Source organism: Labilibaculum filiforme, from assembly GCF_002843315.1.
GTDB classification, from domain to species: Bacteria; Bacteroidota; Bacteroidia; order Bacteroidales; family Marinifilaceae; genus Labilibaculum; species Labilibaculum filiforme.
Window position 1 is genome coordinate 1 of sequence record NZ_MVDD01000011.1, and the last position, 22,514, is coordinate 22,514.

Sequence of the window (22,514 nt, forward strand, 5' to 3'; positions counted from 1 at the left end):
CAATGCAAAACTGAAAGCATTCAGAGCATCACTTAGAGGGGTGAGGGATATTAACTTCTTCCTTTTTAGAGTCGCTAAAATATATGCTTAAAAAATCTTACTCCACCTGATATTCGAATTGATCCAAAATACTGTAAAAACAAAAAAACGCTTCAATTTCTTGATGAGTTTTCAGTGAACGCGGAGGGATTATTCCTCGTTCCTCTACGGCCGTAACCCAAGAGTAATTAGGCACTATCCAGTTATGCTTTTTATTTAATTTTCTGCTCGATCCGATTCAAAATACTGAAAAACAAAAAAACTCATCAATTTCTTGATGAGTTTTCAGTGAACGCGGAGGGATTCGAACCCCCAACCTCTACGGCCGTAACGTAGTGCACTATCCAGTTATGCTACGCATCCTTGTATTACCTCGGTAATGCGGTGCAAATATAGATAAATTTTACATTTTAGCTTAGTAAATACGATCTTTTTTTCAATAAAAATGCAAGATTCCCATGGAGTCTGTATTAAAAAACTCTAAATCTTTCACTTAGGATTTTAGTTAAGAATAAAAAAAACTAAATTTACTTTAATGAGGATTATTTTTTCATCAAACCAAGTATAATACCTCTTGTTTTGTACTTTTGTTATGTAAATCCATATAAATAAATAATATAATGAAGAAGTTTCTAAAGTTTTTTGGAGGATTTGTAGTCTTGCTTTTGGCGCTACTAATCATTCTACCTTTTTTCTTTAAGGATAAGATATTAGATAGAGTGAAAACCGAAATTAATAATACAATAGATGCTGAGGTAGAAATTGGAAATTTGTCGCTATCGATGCTCAAAAATTTCCCAAACCTTTATGTAGAGCTCGAGAATGTAACCGTAATCGGTAAAAATGAATTTTCGAACGACACATTAGCTTCGGTAGGAAGTTTATATACCGCAGTTGATTTGGGTTCCGCATTGTCGGGTACTAAATTGGAAGTTGGAGCAATTGTTTTAACGAATACAAAAGTAAACGCCATTGTTTTGGAATCGGGCAAAGCAAATTGGGATATTGTAAAAGAATCAGACGATACTGTGGTTGAAGAGGAATCAGGCGAGGTTTCCGATTTTAAAGTAATTTTTGAAGAAGTTCGGGTAGAGGATTTTTCTTTGCTTTATGCCGATGCATCTTTAAAGACTACCCTTGTTGTAGATGATTTGGATTTGACATTGAATGGCGATTTTACTGTAAAATCAACCAATTTAAATGTAGAATCGCAAATAACAGGTGTCGATTTAGACTACGATGGAGTAAAATATTTGAAGAAGGCTGGGCTGACTTTAAATGCTGTTATTGGAGCTGACCTTCAGGATATGATCTTCACCTTTAAAGAGAATAAACTTACCTTAAATGAGTTGGTTTTCGGTATTGATGGAAGTATTGGAATGTTAGAGGATGGATATAGTATGGATTTGAAAATGAATGCTCAAGAGGCCGATTTCAAAAACTTACTCTCTATGGTTCCCGATGTTTTCAAAGCTAATTTTGAAGGCATAGAAACAACCGGAAAATTGGCATTAACAGCTTTTGCCAAAGGAGAATATAAAGAAGATTTTTTACCGGCTTTTGGTGCGCAATTAAACGTTAATAAGGCTTCTCTTAAATACCCCGACTTAAAAGAGTCTGTCAATAATATCACTATAAATGCAATGGTAAATCATCCGGGAGGGGATTTAGATTTACTTACTGCAGATATTAATTCCTTCCACTTTGAGGTGGCTAACAATCCATTCGATGTGGTGTTGCACGTTAAGAATCCAATGTCAGACCTTTATATGAGTGGTTTGTTTAAAGGAGTAATCGATTTCGCGAAAATTCGACATGCTATTCCTATGGATAGTGTGAAAATTACCGGTATTGTTACCTCCGATGTTAGTTTTAGTGGTAAAATGTCGGACATCGAGAAAGAGGATTACGAGAAATTTATGACCAAAGGAGATGTGAAATTGAAAAATTTCGAGTTTGCTACTCCTGATTTTCCGCAAGGAATTAAAATTATTAGCTCTGTTTTAAATTTCACACCTAAATACATCAGCTTGACTTCCTTTAACTCTAAAATTGGAGCTTCGGATATTCAGTTGGTTGGTAAAATAGAAGATTATATTCCATACGCCTTAAAGGATAAAGTTTTAAAAGGAAACTTTAATTTAAGTTCAAATTTGTTCGATATAAATGAGTTTATGACCGAGGAAGAGGAGGTGAAAGCTACTTCGGATACCATACCATTAAGTGTAATCGAAATTCCAGCAAATTTAGACTTGAGATTAGTTTCTTCGATGAAACTGATTCAGTACGATAAAATGAACATCGAGAATGTGAAGGGATTAATTGTTGTTAAAAATGCCAAAGCGCAGTTAACCGATTTATCCATGGATATGCTAAAAGGGTCGATGACAATGAATGGTTCGTACAGTACTAAGAATATTGAAAAACCAGCCATCGATTTTGGATTGGATGTAAGAGATTTCGATATCAATTCGGCTTACGAATCATTAAGTATGGTGAAGGAGATGCTTCCAATTGCAATGAATTGTTCGGGTAAAATCTCGTCCGATTTAAATATTACTTCTTTGCTCGATAAAGAAATGAGTCCCGTAATGAATACTTTAAACGGAAAAGGGGCAATTCATTCTAAAATGATTGTGATAAAAGACAATAAAGCTTTCGATGCATTGGCCGCAGCACTAAAAAATGACAAATACAAACGCATATCGATTACGCAAATGGATATGGATTTTGTAATTACCAATGGAAATATTGAGGTGAAGCCTTTTGAAGCCAAAGTTGCTGGACATCCTGCAAAAATATATGGAACACAATCGGTGGATGGGAAATTGAACTTTACCATGGATATGTTATTGCCTAAAGAGGAGCTAGGCAAAGAAGTGAATCAATATTTCGATAAATTGCCTGGTTTCGATGAAGTGAAAGAGCTTGATGTAGCTGTAAAGATTACTGGTACGGTTGATAATCCAAACGTAAAACTTGATTTAAGCAAAGCAATTAAGCAAGCACAACAAGCGGTAGCTAAAGAGTTGGAACGACGAGCCAAAAAAGAATTAGAAAAGAAAGGAAAGGATTTACTGAATAAACTATTCAAGTAGAAAAAACTTACCCTATTTAAGTATAGAACGGAGAATCTTAATGGTTCTCCGTTTTTTTATGCCTAATTGTGTAATGAATGGCGTGATTGTTGTAATTGTCATAAAATATTTATTGCCAATTAAAATTGAAAAAGATGAAAAGACTATTATTTCTGATGTTAATTCCGTTCTCATTTATCCTGGTAGTACAAGGCCAAACTTCATTACATCGGAGTTGTTCTGTTTCTAGAAAACCGGCACAACAACATTTGGTTCTTTTGGATGGAGAAAAGTATTCAGATCCTGAGTTTATGCATTCTATCGATGCAGGTACAATATATAAACTCGAAGTTCTTAAAGGTTATGATGTACAATTTTATGTCGATAAATATGGAGAGTTAGCTCGTATTGGTATCATTACTATTCAAACGAAGAGTTTTGTGGCAAAAGGATGGTACGATCGATTTGCAAAACATCAGGAAGAAATCAACGATATCGTGCAAAAAGAAAAATTCGATTACAAAGAGTACAGGGCCTTTGTAAATGATGAGTTATTGGATAATGAATATTTAGAGACTTGGGAACCTTTATTGGAGAATAAACAAATTACGAATGTTAGCTTTGAATCAATAGAATCTGATGAGGTAAAAGGGGAGATACGAGTTACGTGCAAAGCTCAAGAGGAAGAAAAATAGAATTTAAATTTAATTGAGGATACGAAATTTTAGGCACGAAAAAAGGGATGGCAACCACTCCATCCCTTTCTTAATTCACTTTATAACCTGAATTCTCAATTGAAAATTCAAGCTAAATATAAGAATAAAATTTTTATTGTCAACTAATTAGCTATTATATTGATAATTTATATTTAAAATCACGAATTATTAAACAACAAAAAAGGATGGAAACCACCCCATCCTTTTTTAATCTATTCACTTTAAACCTTAAAAACGGAAACCGTTTTGCTTGTTGTACGCTCAAATTTTTTAAAAGGTTATATAAAAGTCGACATTTTTAATTAATCTACATAAGTATTAAGGTAGATACTTTAATAATTTTGCTTTGGTTCGCTTTTATTTAGGCGCTATTTTAAGTTAGGTGTCGACGCTTTCACAGGAATAAAACAATTTATAAACTGCTCTAAAATAGATGTTTATCGGGAAGAAGGAGCGTTTTGTAATAGATTTTAAAAATTCTTTTCAGAGATGTTATTATTACAATTAGGAAAGGAGTATTTTAACTTTAAAAAAGTGTAAAAAAGTTCCGATTACTCAGTTTTCTTCTCCATTTTCTTAAATGTAAATTCTCATTTTGGAATTGTTCTATTGCTTTTTCCTACTTGAGCTTATTTCTATTGTCCCACGAAGGAATGTTAATGCCAACTTTATTCCATTTTCATTTTTCATTAGGTTCGCTATTTTGTTACAAATTAAAGAAAATTTTTTATTCTAATTTATTTCAAGAATACTTGGTGCAGGAAATGTGATTTAATGGAGAACAAATGGTTTGAAGGATGCAAAGGGCGTATATTTTTTTTCTGCTGAAATTGGTGCATTCAATTGGGATGTATACATTTGTCAGCCCAAAGACAAATGCCCTTCCCCAAATGAAATATCCAGCTTATCTTTGCTTTACATTTAAATTAGAATGAATAAATTTTTAAAAGTCTTACCAATACAATCGTATTTACCACATTACACTCCAATTATAAAGCTTGGGTTTCCGGTAGTTTTAGCTCAGTTAGGCCAAATTACTGTTGGTTTGGTCGATAATATGATGATTGGTCACTTGGGAACGCACGAACTTGCGGCGGCTTCGTTTGCCAATACAATTTTTTGGTTGGTAATTATTTTTGGAACAGGATTCTCTTACGCTATAACTCCTTTGGTAGGCGAGGCTCGGGGAAATTTCAAGCAATCGAAAATAGGAGCTTGGTTTAAGAATGGCATGCTGGCAATGGGTTTTATGGGAATATTACTAACTGTTGCAATTCTTTTACTTAGTCTGTTTATGGGTAAAATGGGGCAGCCAGAGGAAATTATTGCTGATGCGAAAAGTTATTTGTGGATTATTGCAGCCAGTATTTTACCCATGATGATTTTTATGGGATACAAACAATTTGGCGAAGGAATAGCCAATACAAAAGTGGCTATGAATATCATGTTACTTGCCAATTTGGTAAATGTAATAGCCAACTATATTTTAATTTACGGAAAATTTGGACTGCCAGTTATGGGATTAGCTGGTGCAGGATATGGAACTCTTATTGCTAGAGGATTTATGGCATTTGCTTTTATGTGGATTTTTGCAAAAGGCGAAACCTTTAGGCCTTACCGCGAAATGATTAAGGCGTCGGTATATAGTTTAAAAGATTTTTGGCGCATATGGCAACTGGGTTTGCCCATGGGATCTCAACTGGTAATGGAGGCTTCGGCTTTTATGCTGAGCACCATTATGATGGGATGGATTAGTGTGGAAGGATTGGCTGCTCATCAAATTGTACTGACTTTATCTACCGTTAGTTTTATGATTTATCAGGGAATTGCTGCAAGCACAACCATTCGAATTTCTACTTTATTGGGCGAGGAACGTTTTCTGGAAATGAAGAATTCGGCTTGGGCATCTATTCATTTAGTTTTGGGAGTTGTTATTGCAATGTGCGTGTTGTTTGTGAGTCTGCGACATATTTTGCCAACTTGGTTTACGCAGGAGCCTGCAGTAATTCAATTAACAGCTCAGTTTCTCATCGTAATGGTAATTTATCAGTTTTTTGATGCGTTACAAGTTGTTTTTGGAAGTATTTTAAGGGGAATGTCGGATGTCAATATCCCTACCTTGCTTACCTTTATTGCCTACTTTCTGGTTTCCATACCTACTGGATATTTGTGTGCTTTTGTTTTTGGTTTAGACGAGGTGGGAATTTGGTGGGGATTGCCAGCCGGATTAGGTGTAGCGTCTTTTTTATTCATGCTTCGTTTTAGAGGCTTATCCAATAAGCTTTTGCAAAGTAATAGGTAGTTTTTGCAGACTATAAAAAAAGCCACAGAGAAAATCTCTATGGCTAATTTTTACTTTGCTTGTATTCTGCTTGCAATATTTAATATTGCAGGTATAATACTAGTTTTCTTCTTCAGTAACAACTTCTTCTACAACTTCTTCAGTAGCAGTAGTATCTGTAGCACACTCAGTTTTAGCTGAACAACATTTTGTAGTGTCGTTTTCTACTTCTGCAGTAGCTTCAGTAGTTTCTTCAGCAGCAGCTGGTTTTGTTTGGTTTCCACAAGAAGTAAATACAAATCCGCAGATGGCAATAGCAAATAATAACTTTTTCATAATAATTAATTAATAGTGGTATAATTGTGTTAAAAAAAAACGTTTTACAGGTTGAATTAAGATAGTGAAAGTATCTATTCTTATTTAATTTAACAAGTGTTTGGATTAAAAAATAATATGTTTTATAATAGCTTTTAAGCTTTACTACTAGTGAATTTTTCGATGTAAGAATGCACTTTCGTAAAATGTGCTTTTTTCAATAATCTTTCTCTACAAATTGCTTTGATAAAAAAAGTGAATGAAAGCATTTTTAACCTTTTCCCATTTATAATTTCTCGCTGTATAAATTTAATTCGGTTTCCTAGCTAGAAGTTGGTTTTTAATCCGCCTCCTTAATTTGTTTCCTAAATTATTTTTTACAGCCGAGTTTATTTTTGTTTAAAAATCGGATGCAAAAATAGAGGAATGAAATTGCATTACAAAGCAAAGATTGATATTTAAATTTATAAAAATGAAGACTAAATTAATAATGGAAATTGTTGGTGAAATATTCCTGAATTTACTTTTTTTAGAAAGAGGAATGACTCCTTTTTTAAAAGGTATTTTACTTTAAATTTTAAATAATTGAATGTTTGCCAGGGTTTTATTATGTGATAACAAATGCAATAAAATATTTGATGAATGATACGGAATAAACTAATTTAGGTATGTGCTAAAGGGCTTGCCTTTAATTTGTGGTTTACTTCGCACAATGGGTTGTTATTGTTTGTGTGTAAAACTGATAGAGAGCGGTTTAGGCTCTTGTGTTTTTTGGTGTTTTAATTGATGAAAACAGAAAGGTTGACGATAAAAGATAGAATTCATCCTCTTTTATTGCAATTGTTGTTTAAGCGACTTGATAGGTTCATTTTCACACTTTATATGTTAGTTAAGCGACTGGGAATGTAGGTTTGGGGAGTTGAATGGTAAGCTAAGGGGATCGTAATGTAAGATAAAGGAGTAATGATGTAGCTTAAGGGATTCCTAATGTAACTCGAGGGAATAAAGAGGTAGTTTATAGTACTGAAAAAAAATATTCAATTATTAATATTGAAAAAGTAAAATTTGTAGGGTCTGTTATTTGTTTTTACACAAAGGTTTAAAAATAAATAAAAAGTGTGCTTGGAGAGTTTGTTTGTTGAATTTTGGATCGCATTATTTTTAAATCAACATAGTATTAATCAAACTAATTATTTACACATGGGTTTATATTATAAATTCAGACAAGAAGAACTACCAGTAGTGGGAGAGATTCTATTGCAACTGTTTTTGCGTGATCGTGAAAAGTTCGTAAACTTTTCGCCGGAGTTTAATGATGAGTTTGTTAAGAGTTTACAAACTGATATTACTCGTGTGGCTGATCTAACTCAGTCGAAAACACAGACTGCCGAAATTAAAAAAATCACTTCCGATTTGTATGCCAGCCTTGATGCCATTCAACACAAGTTGGAATTGATTGCTGCTTATACGCAACGTGCAAACAAATTAATGCTTGTGAAAGCCTCCGATTTTGGGGTGAAAGAAGCAAGAAAAATGATCCGATTAAGAAACGTGGAAGGGTATTGTGCTAAAGTAAAGGTAATTCAGCAAAATATTGCTAAAAATTTGGATGCATTAAAGGGAAAAGGATACAAGGAGAGTTTAGGTACTGAGCTGGAGCAAATGACTCAGAAAGTGTACGACTTAAACCTGTCGCAGGAGCAAAAAATCAGCGAACGGAAACAGTTGGTGGTTAATAACAATGTAGAACTTCTGCTATTCTGGAAGAAATTGAGTGATATTGCCAAAACAGGAAAAATGATTCTAAAAGAGGATGAGTCGAAAGCCGAAGAGTACATGTTTAGCCATTTAATTTATAAGGTGCGTAAAGTAAATGCTAAAATAGAGTCGAAAAAGAAAAGAATCGAGGTAGCTGTTGCGAACGAAATTCCTGCCCCAAAGCAAGCTCCCGTAAAAAAAGAAGAGGCCATGCTTCAATCCGAGGAATCTGAATCTTTTATTTAGGAGAAAAATTTTAAGAATATTTCCTTGGTGAATTTTAAAAGTAAAGCAAAAAAAATAAGTGTAGGTCCGATTTCTCTGGGCTTACACTTATTATATAGGGATGATTCATTAGAATCATTTGGTCGCTTGAACCAGACTGCTCACTACTTTCTGAAGGCATAGTTATACTCTTTATTGTCAGACACTAAACGAACTTTATATTCTCCTTTTGGCAATGCTTCTACATTGAATTTCTTAGAAAAATTTGGTTCCGACGCGTAAGAGCCATTAAATACTTCGTTTCCTGATTCATCATTAATTGAAATTTGGAAAGTTTTGTTGTTGAAAGAAAGGTAGGTTACAAACAAATCGTTGTTATCGGCTCTAAAAAGAGTTTTCTCAGCTAATTCTACTTCTTTTTCAGAAACTAATTTGTTGTTAGCAACTTCAAATTTCTTTTCAAGATTAATTGCTGCACCAGTTAAAACAATTTTGTAAGTTCCATCTTCCAAGTACGAGAAATCTAATAATTTTTGATCGGTAGTTGCATTACTAACTTTTTTCGAGAAGTAAAGGTTACCTGCTTCATCATAAATTTTCAATTTCAAAATTGATTCTGTTGGATTGATGATTGATACAATTGCTAAATCAGTATCCAAATAAGAATTGATTCGAATGTTTCCGGTTGCAAATACAGTATTTGCTCCTAAGAATAGTACTACTCCCAATACTAATCCTTTTAGTGTAACGTTTTTAATTTTCATGTTTTTTAATTTAAATGATTAAAAATTTTTCAAATCAGTCATTGTTTAGTTGTGATTGACTGACATTGTAAATCTATGTATAAATGATAGAAATGATCTAAATAATAGTTCCTAAAATTGAAGAATTAACAAAAAAAACAACTTAAAACGGTTTCGGAAGCCCTCGAAATTGTTTGCGTTACATTGATTTAATAAAGAAATTTGTCATTATTAAGCTCGAAACAGTAAATTTGTTTTTATGATAACGTTTTCGAATTTTGCCAAAAAAGGCCAAAACGTCATTTTTTTGCTTGATGCTAAAAAAAAGTGATCAAAAACTGCATTCGTGGGTAGGTGTAAAACGATCATTTAAGACTATTTTTGACAAGTATTTTTGAATCACCCCTAATTTTTAGGGGAAGCTTATTAAAAACAACATATTTCACATGAATTATCAAAAATTAATTGACTTCTCTGTTCATCCATCCGATTTAAATCGATTTGAGAATCAATGGAGAGGATTGCAAGAATATATAATAGACAAAAAACTGGATGGAGTGGAACTATTAATAGGTTATGATTCTCCTTCCGAAGAAATACCAAAAGAGATTATTAAAAGTGTTCATTTGCCATTTTGGGTTACTTGGTTAGATGTATGGCGAAAAGGAGGAGCTGCTGCAAACTATTATTTTCCAAACGTGCCGGCAGAGCAATTGCAGTTTTGTTGTGGAGGTGAAAATGCTGGCGAAATGATTGCAACACAAAAGAAATTGTGGGAATATGCATCTAAATTGAATCCGGCACATGCGGTTGTTCATGCAGCACATGTGGAATTAGAGCATGCTTTTACTCGCGATTTTACCTATAAAAGTACCGAAGTATTGGCAAGTCTTGCCGAAATGTTGAACCAAACAGCTCAGGAGTTTGGTAATGGCGAACCTCCTGTTCCTTTAGCCATTGAAAATTTATGGTGGCCTGGTCTCGATTTTTTGTTTCCGGCTCAAGCCGACGATTTTGCTTCTCGTTTGGAATTCTCAAATTGGAATTTACTTTTAGACACTGGTCACCTTATGAATACAAATATTGCTTTGCGTTGCGAAGATGAAGCGATTGATTTTGTATTGGAGCGGGTATCGCGCTTGTCGAAAGATATTCAGGAAAAAATAAAGAGTTTGCATTTAAATTTGAGTTTGTCGGGAGAATATCAAACCAATCAAGTGATGAAAGGTTTGCCTGAGGGATGGGCGGGTTTAAAGGATACGGATAAATATTCTACCACACGTAATCATGTTTTAAAAATAGATCAGCACCTCCCTTTTACAAGTAAGCGGGTAAAAGAAATTATTTATGAGATACAACCAGAAATTGTAATTCATGAATTTATTACTGAGAATATGAGCGAATATTCCGAAAAGTTGGATATTCAGATGAATGCATTGCGTTAGTAACATATTGTGTGTGTGATGCAAATGATTATTATTTTAGATATGCGTGAATGATGATAGTAAAGTCGTTTTTTCCTTAATTAGATACGATATATAATGAGCACTGTTTTGCATCGCATTATTCTATCTGTTTTTTTTGAATAAAATTGATATTTGCGTTTGCCATTTTTAAACTTCTTCTTTTTCCAAAATATTCCATAGATTTGCAACAAATTAGGTTTCTCTCTTTTTTTGAGAATTAAAATGGGAATCCGGTGTAATACCGGAGCTGTCCCCGCAGCTGTAAGCCTCTCAATGAGTTTTTATTGATATGTTCTGACAAATTAGCCACTATGTGAATGTAGTTTTACCTGGGAAGGCGTTAGAATAGGTAAGCCAGAAGACCTGCCTGATGCATTGAACTGTTTCGTAACTTCGGGGAACTGAGTAGCGAAGGTATAATTGTTGTAATTGTATTTTCAAGGCTTCTATCCCCACAATTATTGTGGAAGAAATGAATTTATTTAAACCAAGCTATTGGGTATTAATCCTGATTCTTATAATAGGAACTATTTCCTGTCAATTCGGCGACCATAAAAAGAAAGGAAAAGAATTTGAATCTGCTTCCGAAGCAGATTTAGCCTTTTATCATCCTACAATTATAAAGCATGCCAAGGGATTTAAAATAAATTTTTTGGAGAATGGCTTAAAAGAACTGATTGTTTGGGATCCATGGAACGAAGGAAAAATTTTTCAGAAGTACTATTTAAAGAACCGAGGGGAGAAATTACCATCGGATATTCCTACCGATGGAGTATTGGTAGAGGTTCCTATCAGAAGTATTGCCGCACTTTCTAGTACTCAAATTGGAATTCTAAAATTCTTAGGGGTGCAGGATAAAATCGTTGCAGTCTCTTTGCGCGATCGAATTTACGATGAGGAATTGAATAAAAAAGCACAGAATGGCACGATTCAAGCGGTTGGTCATGCCGAAAGTTTGAATTTTGAGAAGATTGTAGAGTTGGATCCTGAACTGGTAATGGTTGCTGGTTTTATGAAGATTAGCGATAAAGAATCAAAATTAATGAATGCTGGTTTGCCCGTTGCTTATAATATTGAGTGGATGGAAACTTCGCCATTAGCACGTGCCGAATGGGCAAAATTTATTGCTGCCTTTTTTAATAAGGAGGCCGAGGCCGAAAAGCAGTTTAAAGAAGTTGAAAACAGATACAATGATTTGAAGAAGTTGGTGGAGAAAGTGGAGTACAAACCAACTATTCTTTCGGGCTATAACTTTAAAGGTACTTGGTACATGCCGGGCGGGCAAAGTTATCTGGCTCAATTTCTTAGAGATGGGAAAGCAGATTATTGCTGGTTTTCGGATAGTACAAGTGGTAGTATGCCTTTAAGTTTGGAGCTTGTGTTCGATAGACAGGGCGAGGCAGATATTTGGTTTGGTCCCGGACAATGTAGATCCTTAGAGGATATGAAAAATTTGGATGACCGTTATACTCTATTTCAACCTTACAAAACAGGTCGTGTTTTTTGCACCACAAAAAGAATGAAAGATAGTGGAGCTAACGATTGGTTCGAGTTGGGTGTAATGCAACCCGATGTGGTTTTTAAAGATATAATTAAGATTCTTCATCCCGAATTATTGCCAGATTACGAATTGTTTTACTACCAACAATTGAATTAGGAGCTATGCTGTTGAATAAAAATGGAAGATTGTTTTCGCTCATATTTGGAATCATATTCATACTTGTTTGTGGGGTTTTTCTCCTGGATTTAATATACGGAAGTGTAAGCATTCCCTTTAATAAAGTATTTTCCATTCTTTCGGGTGCCGATGTGAAAACCTCCTGGAACTATATCATCTTAAATTTTAGATTACCGAAAGCTTTAACTGCCATTTTTGTTGGTGCCGGATTATCGGTTACTGGCTTAATGATGCAAACACTTTTCCGAAATCCATTGGCCGGACCTTACGTTTTGGGGATTAGTGCAGGAGCAAGTTTAGGAGTTGCTTTAATGGTGATGGCATCGGCAATACTACCTGTTGCTTTCGGAGTAATTGCATCGTTTTTGGGTAGCTGGGCCTTGGTGGTTGCAGCTATTGCAGGGGCATCCTTAGTTTTTATGCTTGTTGCCTTAGCTTCATTGAAAATATCCGATAGTGTTTCCCTGCTAATTATAGGAATCATGTTTGGAAGTATTACCGGTGCGGTAGTAAATATTCTGCAATACTTTAGCGATCCAGAGCAAATACAAAGCTTTATTGTATGGACTTTTGGTAGTTTGGCAGGGGTTAGCTGGAGTGAAATGAAAGTTATGGCACCTATTGTTTTTGTAGGCTTAATTATTGCTTTTTTTCTGATAAAACCTTTAGATGCACTTTTATTGGGTGAGAATTATGCACGCGGAGTAGGCATATCGGTTAACCGAACTCGTATTGCAGTTATTATTAGTACCGCATTAATTGCCGGAACCTTAACCGCATTTACAGGTCCTATTGCTTTTGTTGGTGTTGCAGTACCACATATTGCACGATCAATTTTTAGAACAGCAAGTCATAAGGTTCTTATGCCGGCAGTAGTTTTAATAGGTGCCGCTATAATGCTCGCCTGTGATATTATTTCTCAAATTCCGGGAAATCAAAATACATTACCAATTAATTCGGTAACAGCCTTGTTTGGAGGGCCAGTTGTAATTTGGGTGATCATGCGTAGTAGAAATGTAAAGGCTTCTTTTGCCGGTTAGGATGATTTTATGAAGGAATTCAAAGAAATACGAAAAGACATTCTGGTAACTCAGAATCTTTCCATTGGATACAAGCAAGGGAAAAAGGATCGATTGTGCTTACTTTCTGATATCAACCTAACAATAAAACGAGGAGAAATGGTTTGTCTTCTGGGGCCAAATGGTGCAGGAAAGTCAACCCTCATGCGAACTATTGCTGGTATTCAAACTCCCTTGTCGGGATCTACTTTGGTAGAAGGGATTCCCATTTGCGATCGAAATTTTAAAGAGATTGCCCAACTGTTAAGCATTGTTTTAACGGAACGAATTGATGTTGGAAACCTCACCGTTTACCATATCGTTTCTTTAGGACGACATCCTTATACTTCATGGATGGGACGCTTGTCGGAAGATGATAAGGAGAAAATTAAATGGGCACTGGAACAGGTTGGTTTATTGCACTATGCTGATAATTTTATTAATCAGTTGAGCGATGGAGAAAGACAACGGGTGATGATAGCCAAAGCTTTGGCACAGGATACGCCTTTAATCATGCTCGATGAACCTACGGCACATTTAGATTTGCCAAACCGTGTGGATATCATGCGATTACTGCATCGATTGGCTCGTGAAACCAATAAGGCTATTTTGCTCTCTACCCACGAATTAGATTTGGCACTTCAGGCTGCCGATATAATTTGGTTGATGGCACGTAGCGAACCGATTAAAATTGGAGCTCCTGAAGATTTGGTTTTGAATGGAAGTATAGAAGAAACTTTCCGTAATAAATCATTTAATTTCGACCGAAAAACTGGTAATTTTATTATGAATTATCAGAAAAAACAAAGCATTCAGGTTTTGGGTAATGATGTGATGGGTTTTTGGACTCAAAGAGCATTGTCTCGCGAAGGCTATCAAGTTACTTGTGAGAAGGTTGGCGATTGTTCCGTGAAGTTAATTGAAGATTCTATGGAATGGGAAGTGATACAAAATGGAAGTACTACAAGCTGTGTTAGTATTCAAGAATTATTGGCACACTTACGAAAAAATTCTTCCTTAGATTGAGACATTTATCAGTCGTAATACATAAGTAGATGCGGCAAATAATATTTTTTGCAGTTAAAAATAAATAGTTTTACTGCGCTAAAAAAGGATTCAACCTAAATGGTTGATTTAAGGGAATCCGGTTTAAATCCGGAACTATCCCCGTAGCTGTGAATCCTAGCCCTTATGGGCGAGCTTGTAAATATATTACCACTGTCATTCAATTACTTTATCGAGTAAGATGGGAAGGTTTTTTCAAGTGGGATAAGTCAGAATACCTGCCTTTTTAGAATTTTAATAATAACTTCGGGAGAAAGTCTATTACTGTGCTAGCATAGTTTCATACGCTTTCTTTTCGGCTAATTGTAATTGATGAAACAAATTTTATTGATTTTGTTTGTGATTGTATTGAGCGGAGGATGCAATAATTACAAACGGAAAGAGGTTCATCGTCAGGATGTATCGGCTCAGATTCGAATGAAAAAAGAGAAGTTTGATTTCTCTTTTACGCCTCAGGTGAAACATGCAAAAGGATTTTCGATTGAGGTAAAAAATGGTTTTAAGGAAATTACGGTTTACAATCCTTGGAAGAAGGATATTGTTCTAAAAAAATACATTCTAATCTCACAAGAATGTGAAGTGCCGGATGACATTCCCGAAAATGTATTCTACGTTAAAACACCGGTAAAATCTGTTGCTCTTTTCTCAAACTCACACATTGGAAGTTTTGCTGAGTTAGGATTGTTGGATAAAATTGTTGGACTTACCAGAGCTAATCGTATATACAACAATAATTTACAATCGAGATTTAACAAAGGGAGTCTACCTAATTTGGGGGGCGCGCACAATACAAACTTGGATATTGAGAAAATTGTAGAACTTGCCCCAGAATTGATTATTTTATCTGCTTTAAATGAGGTAAAAGCCGGAGAAACTCATTTAAATAAAATAGGATTCAATATGGCATATGCTTTAAATTGGATGGAATCAACTCCATTGGGTCGTGCTGAATGGATTAAATTTATTGCGGCTTTTTTCAATAAAGATTTGGAGGCAAATAACTTCTTTGAAAATGTGGAAAGTCGGTATGTAAAACTTCAGAAGATGGCAGGTAAGTTGGAGAAAAAATCTTCTGTTGTGATGGGCTGGAGCTATAGCGGAGTGTGGTATGTGCCCGGAGGAAGAAACTACATGGTTAATTATTTAAGAGATGCAGGTGCTAACTATTTTCTCCTTGCTGATACTACAAGAGGAAGTATTCCTATGAGTGTAGAAAGTGTAATGGATCATTGTAGTGAAGCGGATATTTGGTTAAGTCCGGGGCAAAGCAAAAGTTTAAAGGAAATCGAGAATGCAGATCACATTTATACTCAATTTAAAGCGTACAGGAATGGAGATGTTTACAACATCTATAAATTATTGTCTTTGTCGGGAGGTAGCGATTGGTGGGAGACCGCTCCAATTCGTCCTGATCTTGTTTTAAAGGATTTAATAAAGGTATTTCATCCGGAAATATTACCGCAGGATACGACATATTTTATTTCGAAACTACAGTAATCGTGTTGTGAGTTGTTCCTCGAATTTTATAGAGAAATTAGAAAGATATATGGCAAAAAGTAAATTGACTCAGGTAGCTATTTATGGAAAAGGAGGAATTGGTAAATCGACTATTTCAGCCAATGTTTCAGCTGCTCTTGCTGCATGCAACAAGAAAATTTTGCAAGTGGGTTGCGACCCTAAGCACGATTCTACACGTTTATTAATGAACGGGCGAAATATTACAACTGCCTTAGATTATTTGAAAGCTACCGAACCCAATGATTACAATTTAAACGATATCGTATTCCATGGATATCGTGATGTTGCTTGCGTTGAAGCAGGTGGACCAGAGCCTGGGGTGGGTTGTGCGGGTAGAGGTATTATCAGCACCTTTAAATTGTTAGAAGATCTGGGAATAAAAGAAATAAACTTCGATTATACGATTTATGATGTTTTGGGCGATGTGGTGTGTGGTGGTTTTGCAGTACCTATTCGTCGGGAGTATGCTGATCGAATTTATGTGGTCACTTCGGGTGAATACATGTCGATTTATGCAGCGAATAATATTTTAAAAGGAATTAAAAATTACGATCACGGCAAAAAGAGGATTGGAGGAATTATCTTTAATCAGAGAGGTGTTGCAGATGAGGAGGGAAGAGTTCAACGTTTTGCCAAAGCAGTAAATTTGCCAATATGCGTAAATATACCTCGCAGCGACGAATTTGCGATTGCTGAACAGGAAGGAATGACTTTAACTGAGCGTTTCCCTCATTCTTCTATGAGAGAGAAATTTGAGCAGTTAGCAGGTCTAATAATTGAAAATGGAGAGCTTTATGGAGCTAATCCGTTAGAAGATATCGATTTGGAAGAAACGGTTTTAGGCTTTAAAGTTAAAGATTCTAACTGTCGAAACGAGAAAGAAAAAGCAGGTGTAAATGATAAGAATAAGACGGTAGAATCTGACAGTGTAAAATTAGATCATAGTACTGCTAATGAGAGGTTTAATCGTAAAATAGTTGAAAAAAAAGATCCTAAAAGTTTTATTTCTAAGAGCCTTTTGTATCGAGAGCCTTTGCATGGATGTGCCTATAATGGAAGTATCGGAGTTAGTATACAGGTAACCGATGCCATAAGTTTATCTCATGGCCCGGCAAGTTGTGCTCATATGGCAAATAATGCAGTTACCAGTATTGGACGTAGAGCTATGTTTGAGAGAGGAGCAGTGTTGACATCAAATATTATTCCTCCCTTACAAAGTACCGATATGGATGAGAGTGTGATGGTTTTTGGAGGGATGGATCTATTGCGCAAAAAAGTAGAAAAATGTTTGAAAGAAAAACCTGCAGCATTAATTATTACTACATCTTGTACTCCCGGAATTAGTGGTGATGATTTAGATCATATTCTTCAAATGGGGACAGAGGAATGTCCTATTATTCCAATTAAAGCCGATGGGGATATGGCTGGAGATTATTTGCAAGGTGTAATCATGTCTCATCTGGAAATTGCGCGTTATCTGATTGATAAAAAAGTAAAGCCAGTTGGAAATAAGGTTAATATTATTGGAGAACGTTCTGTTGGGCGAAATGCAGAAAACAATCACAAAATAGTGGAAGAGTTAATTTCTTCTTTAGGCTTAGAGATTAACTGTCGATTTATAAAGAATACAACAGTTGAAAATATAAAAAACTTACTGCTTGCTGATTACAACATTCTTGCAATGGATGATTATATGGGTAGAATGTTGAAAGATTTTCTGGAGAATGAATATGGTGCTAAATTTTTCCCTCATCGTTTACCGGTTGGTTTTTATGAAACAAAACAATGGTTACAGGGATTGGCTTCCTTGTATCAAAAAGAGGATGTTTTGACAGATATGTTACTTGCTAAGGAGGATGAATTTACAAGAAGGTTGAATGAACTTAAGCCTTATTTGAAAGGAAAGAAAATATTGATAGTCATGTATATGAGAAATATTGATTGGTTGTTGGAAACTATTTTTGCCCTGGAAATGGAAGTGATTCAAGTTAATATTATCAATTCATGTATGGATGATCGTTTTCTGTCGAGATATTTAGATAGAGTGAAATTGGTCGAGAATTATGAGTTTGTGAATGAGGGTGAGGAGCTTGCAGAATTGCAACCAGACATTTTACTAACCAATTACAATACAACAGTAATTAAAGGAGATTTCTTTTGCGATACTATACCTTATAATCCGGGTTGTGGATTTTTTAGTGGGCTAGATTTGGCAAGTCGATGGAAAGAGATATTTAATAAAAACATTAAAGAAAGCTGGAAAAATGATAGAGAGCACTTTACCAAATATTTTGCCTGATGCCTTTTCAGGTGCATTGTTCGCTCTGGAGGGAATAAAAGACAGTCTTGTAGTATTAAATGGACCTACTGGTTGTAAATTTTATCATGCAGCAGTTTCTGGCGATCAATTAATTCGAGGATTCTCCTATGATCCGGTGACGAATCCAGAACGATATTATTTCAGACAAAATAGAATTCCCTGTACTTTTTTAGATGATCATGACTTTGTATATGGAGCGACTAAAAAGCTGGAAGCTATTCTGGAGTTTATTCGTAATGATCAATTCGAATATTTGGCAATTGTCAACTCTCCGGGAGCAGCCTTAATTGGAGATGATTTGGAAAGTTTTTTTAGAAATGCTTATCCCGATATGCCGGGAATCACAATAGAAAATACTGGATTCTCAGAGGCTTTTTCTAAAGGGTATTCCGATACGTTCTTAAAGATTCTTCAAAGCATAAAGCCTGTTGGAGAGTTGGTTAAAGAGAAAAAAACAGTCAATTTGTTAGGAGTCTCAATTTATCACAAATATTTTGAAGGTGATATTTTAGAAATGAAGCGCCTGTTAAATTTATGTGGCATAAAAGTTAAAACAAGCATGTTGGCTGGTGATTCAACCGAACAATTAAGCCGGTTTACTGAAGCTGAACTCAATATCGTTTTACAGCCGGAATATGGAAAGCGAGCTGCACAATGGATGGAAAAAGAGTTTGGAATTCCTTATATAGAAATGGAAACGGGAATGTGTATTGGTTTCGATGCTTGTGAAAACTTTCTGCAAGAAGTTTGTAATTGCTTATTATGTGATGTTTCGCCTGCAATTAAAGATGTTATGCATGCAAGAGCCAGAGCTTTTGCCAATTTGTACAGTTTTAATTCGTTAACAGGCTTGCCGAAAGGTGCTTATTTTTCTATCAAAGCAGAAGCATCAATGGCCTATGCATTTACCCATTTTATGCATTCTTATTTGGGTATGATCCCGGAAAAAATAGAGTTTATTCCGGCTGATAGGAATGGAGATTATGAGGAAAAATTGAATCGATTTTTAGAAGCTAACGGATTGAGGAATAGTATAGGAAAACTCGAGAATATCGAATTATCTTCTCTCGTATTAGCTGATGCAAACACTATTGCTCAAGTTCAGTTAACCCGTAATTCTTTATTTGGAATAGAAATTTCACTGCCAAGTTTTGGGTATGTACACGTACTTCCAAAAACATTTATTGGAAGTAATGGTTCTTTGTATTTGCTTGAACAGTTGTTGAATGGACTTAAGTTTGTAAGTTAAATTCTGTTCGAAAAAAAAATCTTATCGTTAGGAGGAATAAAATGATATAAAAAGGAATGCGCTGTAAAAATTTATTTATTTTTGCACCGCATTTGGTATTTCATTTCTCATAATCGAGAATGAAATGAAAAGGGAATTCGGTGAAAATCCGAGACTATACCCGTAGCTGTAAGTTCTAAAAAAAGCTTTTTGAAAGACCTATGCCACTGTTCCAATTTTGGAATGGGAAGGCCTCAAAAAGTAGAACAAGTCAGAAGACCTGCCTTTGCAATCAATTTTAAGTCATTGCTTTCGGGAAAAAGAGCAAGTGAACGAAAACTTTATCAACATTGATACAAGGATTGATCTGCCATAACTGGTTCGGTATGTTTTGTTGCAAAATTTTTCTGTGAGCTCCCTGTTTGCATTGCATTCGTTAAACTTATTTCATTTTATTCTTAAAAACATGAAAAGAACATTTTTAACGGCTTTTGCATTGCTATCATTATTTAATTCTGCAGTAAAAGCTGATGAGATTCCAAAATCAACCGAAGATAAAACGGTTGTGAAACACCTCGATTTATCCGAAGTTCAAATTAATGCATCGCGTGTAAATGCCAAAATGAAAGATCTTCCTCAGAAGGTGGAGGTTATTACAAGAAGAATGATTGAGGCAACTCCCGCTGTTGATATGGGAGAATTGCTAAAAAAGACTTCGGGTGTTGATATCATTCAATATCCAGGTATTTCTTCGGCAGTTAGTATGAGAGGTTTCGCTCCATCTACATCCAACAAATACAATGTAATTTTAATTGATGGTAGGCCTGCTGGAACCACAAATATTGCAACAATCGATTTATCGAATGTAGAGCGGGTTGAAATTCTAAAGGGCCCTTTTTCTGCTCAATATGGCTCTTCGGCTATGGCTGGAGTAATCAATATTGTTACGAAAGAAAGCACGCAAAACATTTCTGGAAATGCAAGTGTTTCTTACGGAAGCTTCGAAAAGTATACTGCAAATTTGAGTGTTGGTGGGGCATTATCAGAGTCGATGGATTTTGATGTGAGCTACAACTACCAAAAGCAAGGAGCCGATTATAAAATCGGGGAAAAGAATCTTCTGGGAAAAAGTGACGCCGAAGCCATATTAGATCCATCTACTTACGGAGAGAAAATGGAGCATTCTCAATTCGAAAGACAGAATGCAAGTGCTCGTTTAGGTTTTATTTTAGACGAAAACTGGAAAATCAATATCCATCAGTCTGTTTTTATAGCCAATGATGTCGAAACTCCAGGTTCCTTTTGGCATGTGTATGGGATGAATTCAAAAGATATGAATACATATACAACAAGTGCCGATGTACTGGGAAAAATAGGAAATCATAACTTAAGTTTGTCTCCTTTTCATAGTAAAGAGGAGTCAACTTCATTCAACTCTAAATATGGAGATACAGAAAGTATTCATAAGAACTACGGCTTTATTCTTCAGGATGCGTTTAAAGTTGGAGATCATTCTTTTGCTTTTGGTATCGATAATAAAAACGATGTATTTGAAAGCAATAAATGGACTACCACGGGTGATGTTATCGCGCCTTCTACTCCGAAATATAAAAATGTAGCAACGGGTATTTATGGTCAAATTAATACAAATACTTTAGAGGGTAAATTGAATATCGCCATAGGAGCAAGGTACGATTTGGTAAAATTAAATCTGGAAGCAGATCATCTGTTAGGAAATGAAGCGAGTTCAGAGGAATACAACGTGTTTACACAAAATATTGGGGTGAAATATGAACTTCTAGAGGGTTTAGCTCTGCATTCAAGTTGGGGAAATGCATTTTATGCTCCTGATGCATTTCAAAAGGCAGGTTTGTATACAAGTGCTTATGGAACGACTAAAGGAAATCCAAACTTAAAAAATGAAGAGAGTAATACTTTTGATCTTGGCTTTGAATATCAAAATTTTGCCAAGGGTTTTAATTTTGATTTCACTTATTTTAAAACACATCATAAGAACATGATTGTCAGATTTTCTGAAGATCCAGATGGTACCGCATACAATGGAGATGAGTACATTACATTTAAGAATGCAAATTTTGCCGATATGGATGGTATCGAAATTCAAGCATCTTACGATTTTGGCGCTTTGGTTGATTATAATTATTCACTGAAGCTATATGCAAATTATACCCATATTATAGATGCTATGGTAACCGAGCGAGAGAAACAAACCGATGGAACTTATAAAAATAAAGAAAGTTCGATGAGATATGTTCGCGATAACAATGCCAATTTTGGAATTGACTTTGACAATTTAAATGGATTTTCGACCCGTTTAAATGCTCGTTATATTGGGCATCGTTACGAAGACAATTGGTATACCCATTATCCAGTTCGAACTAATGTTACCGAAAAAGTTCTTCGTCATCCTGTTTCAATGGTTTTTGACTATTCAGCAAATTATACAATCAAAGAGAAGTATAGTCTTGGTTTATCTGTAGATAATTTGCTCGATGAAAATTACACCGAGAAAGATGGCTACAATATGCCTGGCAGAACAATAACAGCAAAGTTTAATTATAAGTTTTAAAAGATTTTTTATGCAGTTGAAAAGGGATGCTCCAGTTTTGGGATGTCCCTTTTCTTATGATTATTAATTTGTTGTGTATTGATTTACAAGGTGTTTTAAAATAGGTTCTAAATAAGAGATTAAGTAATCTGATTTGACTTTTTTTTATATTTTTGCAGAGTAATTGGTTCTCGTGTATCTGATATTTTATCAGGTGGAGATGAAAAGGGAATCCGGTGAGAGTCCGGAGCTGTTCCCGTAGCTGTAAGCTCAATAAAAAAGCTTTTTCACTGCAATGCCACTGTTCTTGTAAAAGGGAATGGGAAGGCCGAAAAAGTTGAGTAAGTCAGAAGACCTGCCAATGCAAACTTAATTTTCAAAACATTCGGAGAAGATGTTTGGAAGACGATCGAATTATCTATTTCTTTTGCTCTGTCCTTGTGTTTTCTTCTTTATCA

Annotated in this window: 14 protein-coding genes, 1 tRNA gene and 4 riboswitches; of the genes, 12 read left to right on the top strand and 3 right to left on the bottom strand. The window is 35.2% G+C overall.

The window, feature by feature from the left end; translation table 11 throughout:
- Window positions 1-328: 328 nt before the first annotated feature.
- Window positions 329-402, bottom strand: a tRNA-Arg gene (locus BZG02_RS14375).
- Between the two features lie 257 nt (window positions 403-659).
- Between BZG02_RS14375 and BZG02_RS14380 the strand changes: the two genes are divergently transcribed.
- The 3 genes from BZG02_RS14380 (at window position 660) to BZG02_RS14390 (ending at window position 6,134) form a co-directional block, all read left to right on the top strand.
- Window positions 660-3,137, top strand: a complete 2,478-nt coding sequence (locus BZG02_RS14380; protein ID WP_101262141.1) for an AsmA-like C-terminal region-containing protein — start codon at window positions 660-662, stop codon at window positions 3,135-3,137.
- Between the two features lie 134 nt (window positions 3,138-3,271).
- Window positions 3,272-3,811: a hypothetical protein gene (locus BZG02_RS14385; protein ID WP_143470482.1), complete on the top strand. Its 540-nt coding sequence runs from the start codon at window positions 3,272-3,274 to the stop codon at window positions 3,809-3,811.
- 952 nt (window positions 3,812-4,763) lie between these two features.
- Window positions 4,764-6,134 (top strand): MATE family efflux transporter, encoded by a 1,371-nt coding sequence (locus tag BZG02_RS14390; RefSeq protein WP_101262143.1) that lies wholly within the window; start codon window positions 4,764-4,766, stop codon window positions 6,132-6,134.
- A 99-nt stretch (window positions 6,135-6,233) separates the two neighbouring features.
- On the opposite strand, the gene BZG02_RS14395 is transcribed toward BZG02_RS14390, so the two are convergent.
- Window positions 6,234-6,449 carry an entericidin gene (locus BZG02_RS14395; protein WP_101262144.1) on the bottom strand — a complete coding sequence of 72 codons (216 nt, stop codon included), beginning with the start codon at window positions 6,447-6,449 and terminating at the stop codon, window positions 6,234-6,236.
- Between the two features lie 1,179 nt (window positions 6,450-7,628).
- Between BZG02_RS14395 and BZG02_RS14400 the strand changes: the two genes are divergently transcribed.
- Window positions 7,629-8,432 carry a hypothetical protein gene (locus BZG02_RS14400; protein WP_101262145.1) on the top strand — a complete coding sequence of 268 codons (804 nt, stop codon included), beginning with the start codon at window positions 7,629-7,631 and terminating at the stop codon, window positions 8,430-8,432.
- A 143-nt stretch (window positions 8,433-8,575) separates the two neighbouring features.
- Here BZG02_RS14400 and BZG02_RS14405 read toward each other — a convergent pair whose 3' ends face one another.
- Window positions 8,576-9,175 (bottom strand): hypothetical protein, encoded by a 600-nt coding sequence (locus tag BZG02_RS14405; protein WP_101262146.1) that lies wholly within the window; start codon window positions 9,173-9,175, stop codon window positions 8,576-8,578.
- Window positions 9,176-9,600: 425 nt separating this feature from the next.
- On the opposite strand from BZG02_RS14405, the gene BZG02_RS14410 reads away from it, so the two are divergent.
- The 8 genes from BZG02_RS14410 to BZG02_RS14445 all read left to right on the top strand — a co-directional run bounded on the left by BZG02_RS14410 (window position 9,601) and on the right by BZG02_RS14445 (window position 22,077).
- Window positions 9,601-10,599 (top strand): TIM barrel protein, encoded by a 999-nt coding sequence (locus BZG02_RS14410; RefSeq protein WP_101262147.1) that lies wholly within the window; start codon window positions 9,601-9,603, stop codon window positions 10,597-10,599.
- Between the two features lie 198 nt (window positions 10,600-10,797).
- Window positions 10,798-11,005: riboswitch (cobalamin riboswitch) on the top strand.
- Window positions 11,006-11,092: 87 nt separating this feature from the next.
- Window positions 11,093-12,277 carry an ABC transporter substrate-binding protein gene (locus BZG02_RS14415; protein ID WP_143470483.1) on the top strand — a complete coding sequence of 395 codons (1,185 nt, stop codon included), beginning with the start codon at window positions 11,093-11,095 and terminating at the stop codon, window positions 12,275-12,277.
- 5 nt (window positions 12,278-12,282) lie between these two features.
- Complete coding sequence (locus BZG02_RS14420; protein ID WP_101262149.1) at window positions 12,283-13,338, top strand: iron ABC transporter permease; 1,056 nt, start codon at window positions 12,283-12,285, stop codon at window positions 13,336-13,338.
- 9 nt (window positions 13,339-13,347) lie between these two features.
- Entirely contained in the window at window positions 13,348-14,382 is a 1,035-nt protein-coding gene (locus tag BZG02_RS14425; RefSeq protein WP_218972249.1) for an ABC transporter ATP-binding protein, read from the top strand.
- A 68-nt stretch (window positions 14,383-14,450) separates the two neighbouring features.
- Window positions 14,451-14,661: riboswitch (cobalamin riboswitch) on the top strand.
- 72 nt (window positions 14,662-14,733) lie between these two features.
- Window positions 14,734-15,918: an ABC transporter substrate-binding protein gene (locus BZG02_RS14430; protein ID WP_101262150.1), complete on the top strand. Its 1,185-nt coding sequence runs from the start codon at window positions 14,734-14,736 to the stop codon at window positions 15,916-15,918.
- Between the two features lie 49 nt (window positions 15,919-15,967).
- Window positions 15,968-18,238 (top strand): nitrogenase component 1, encoded by a 2,271-nt coding sequence (locus BZG02_RS14435; protein ID WP_101262151.1) that lies wholly within the window; start codon window positions 15,968-15,970, stop codon window positions 18,236-18,238.
- Window positions 18,204-19,508 carry a nitrogenase component 1 gene (locus BZG02_RS14440; RefSeq protein WP_101262152.1) on the top strand — a complete coding sequence of 435 codons (1,305 nt, stop codon included), beginning with the start codon at window positions 18,204-18,206 and terminating at the stop codon, window positions 19,506-19,508. The genes BZG02_RS14435 and BZG02_RS14440 overlap by 35 nt, the downstream gene beginning before the upstream one ends.
- Before the next feature lie 75 nt (window positions 19,509-19,583).
- Window positions 19,584-19,789: riboswitch (cobalamin riboswitch) on the top strand.
- Window positions 19,790-19,953: 164 nt separating this feature from the next.
- Window positions 19,954-22,077, top strand: a complete 2,124-nt coding sequence (locus BZG02_RS14445) for a TonB-dependent receptor plug domain-containing protein (RefSeq protein ID WP_101262153.1) — start codon at window positions 19,954-19,956, stop codon at window positions 22,075-22,077.
- 147 nt (window positions 22,078-22,224) lie between these two features.
- Window positions 22,225-22,434, top strand: a riboswitch (cobalamin riboswitch).
- Window positions 22,435-22,514 lie beyond the last annotated feature (80 nt).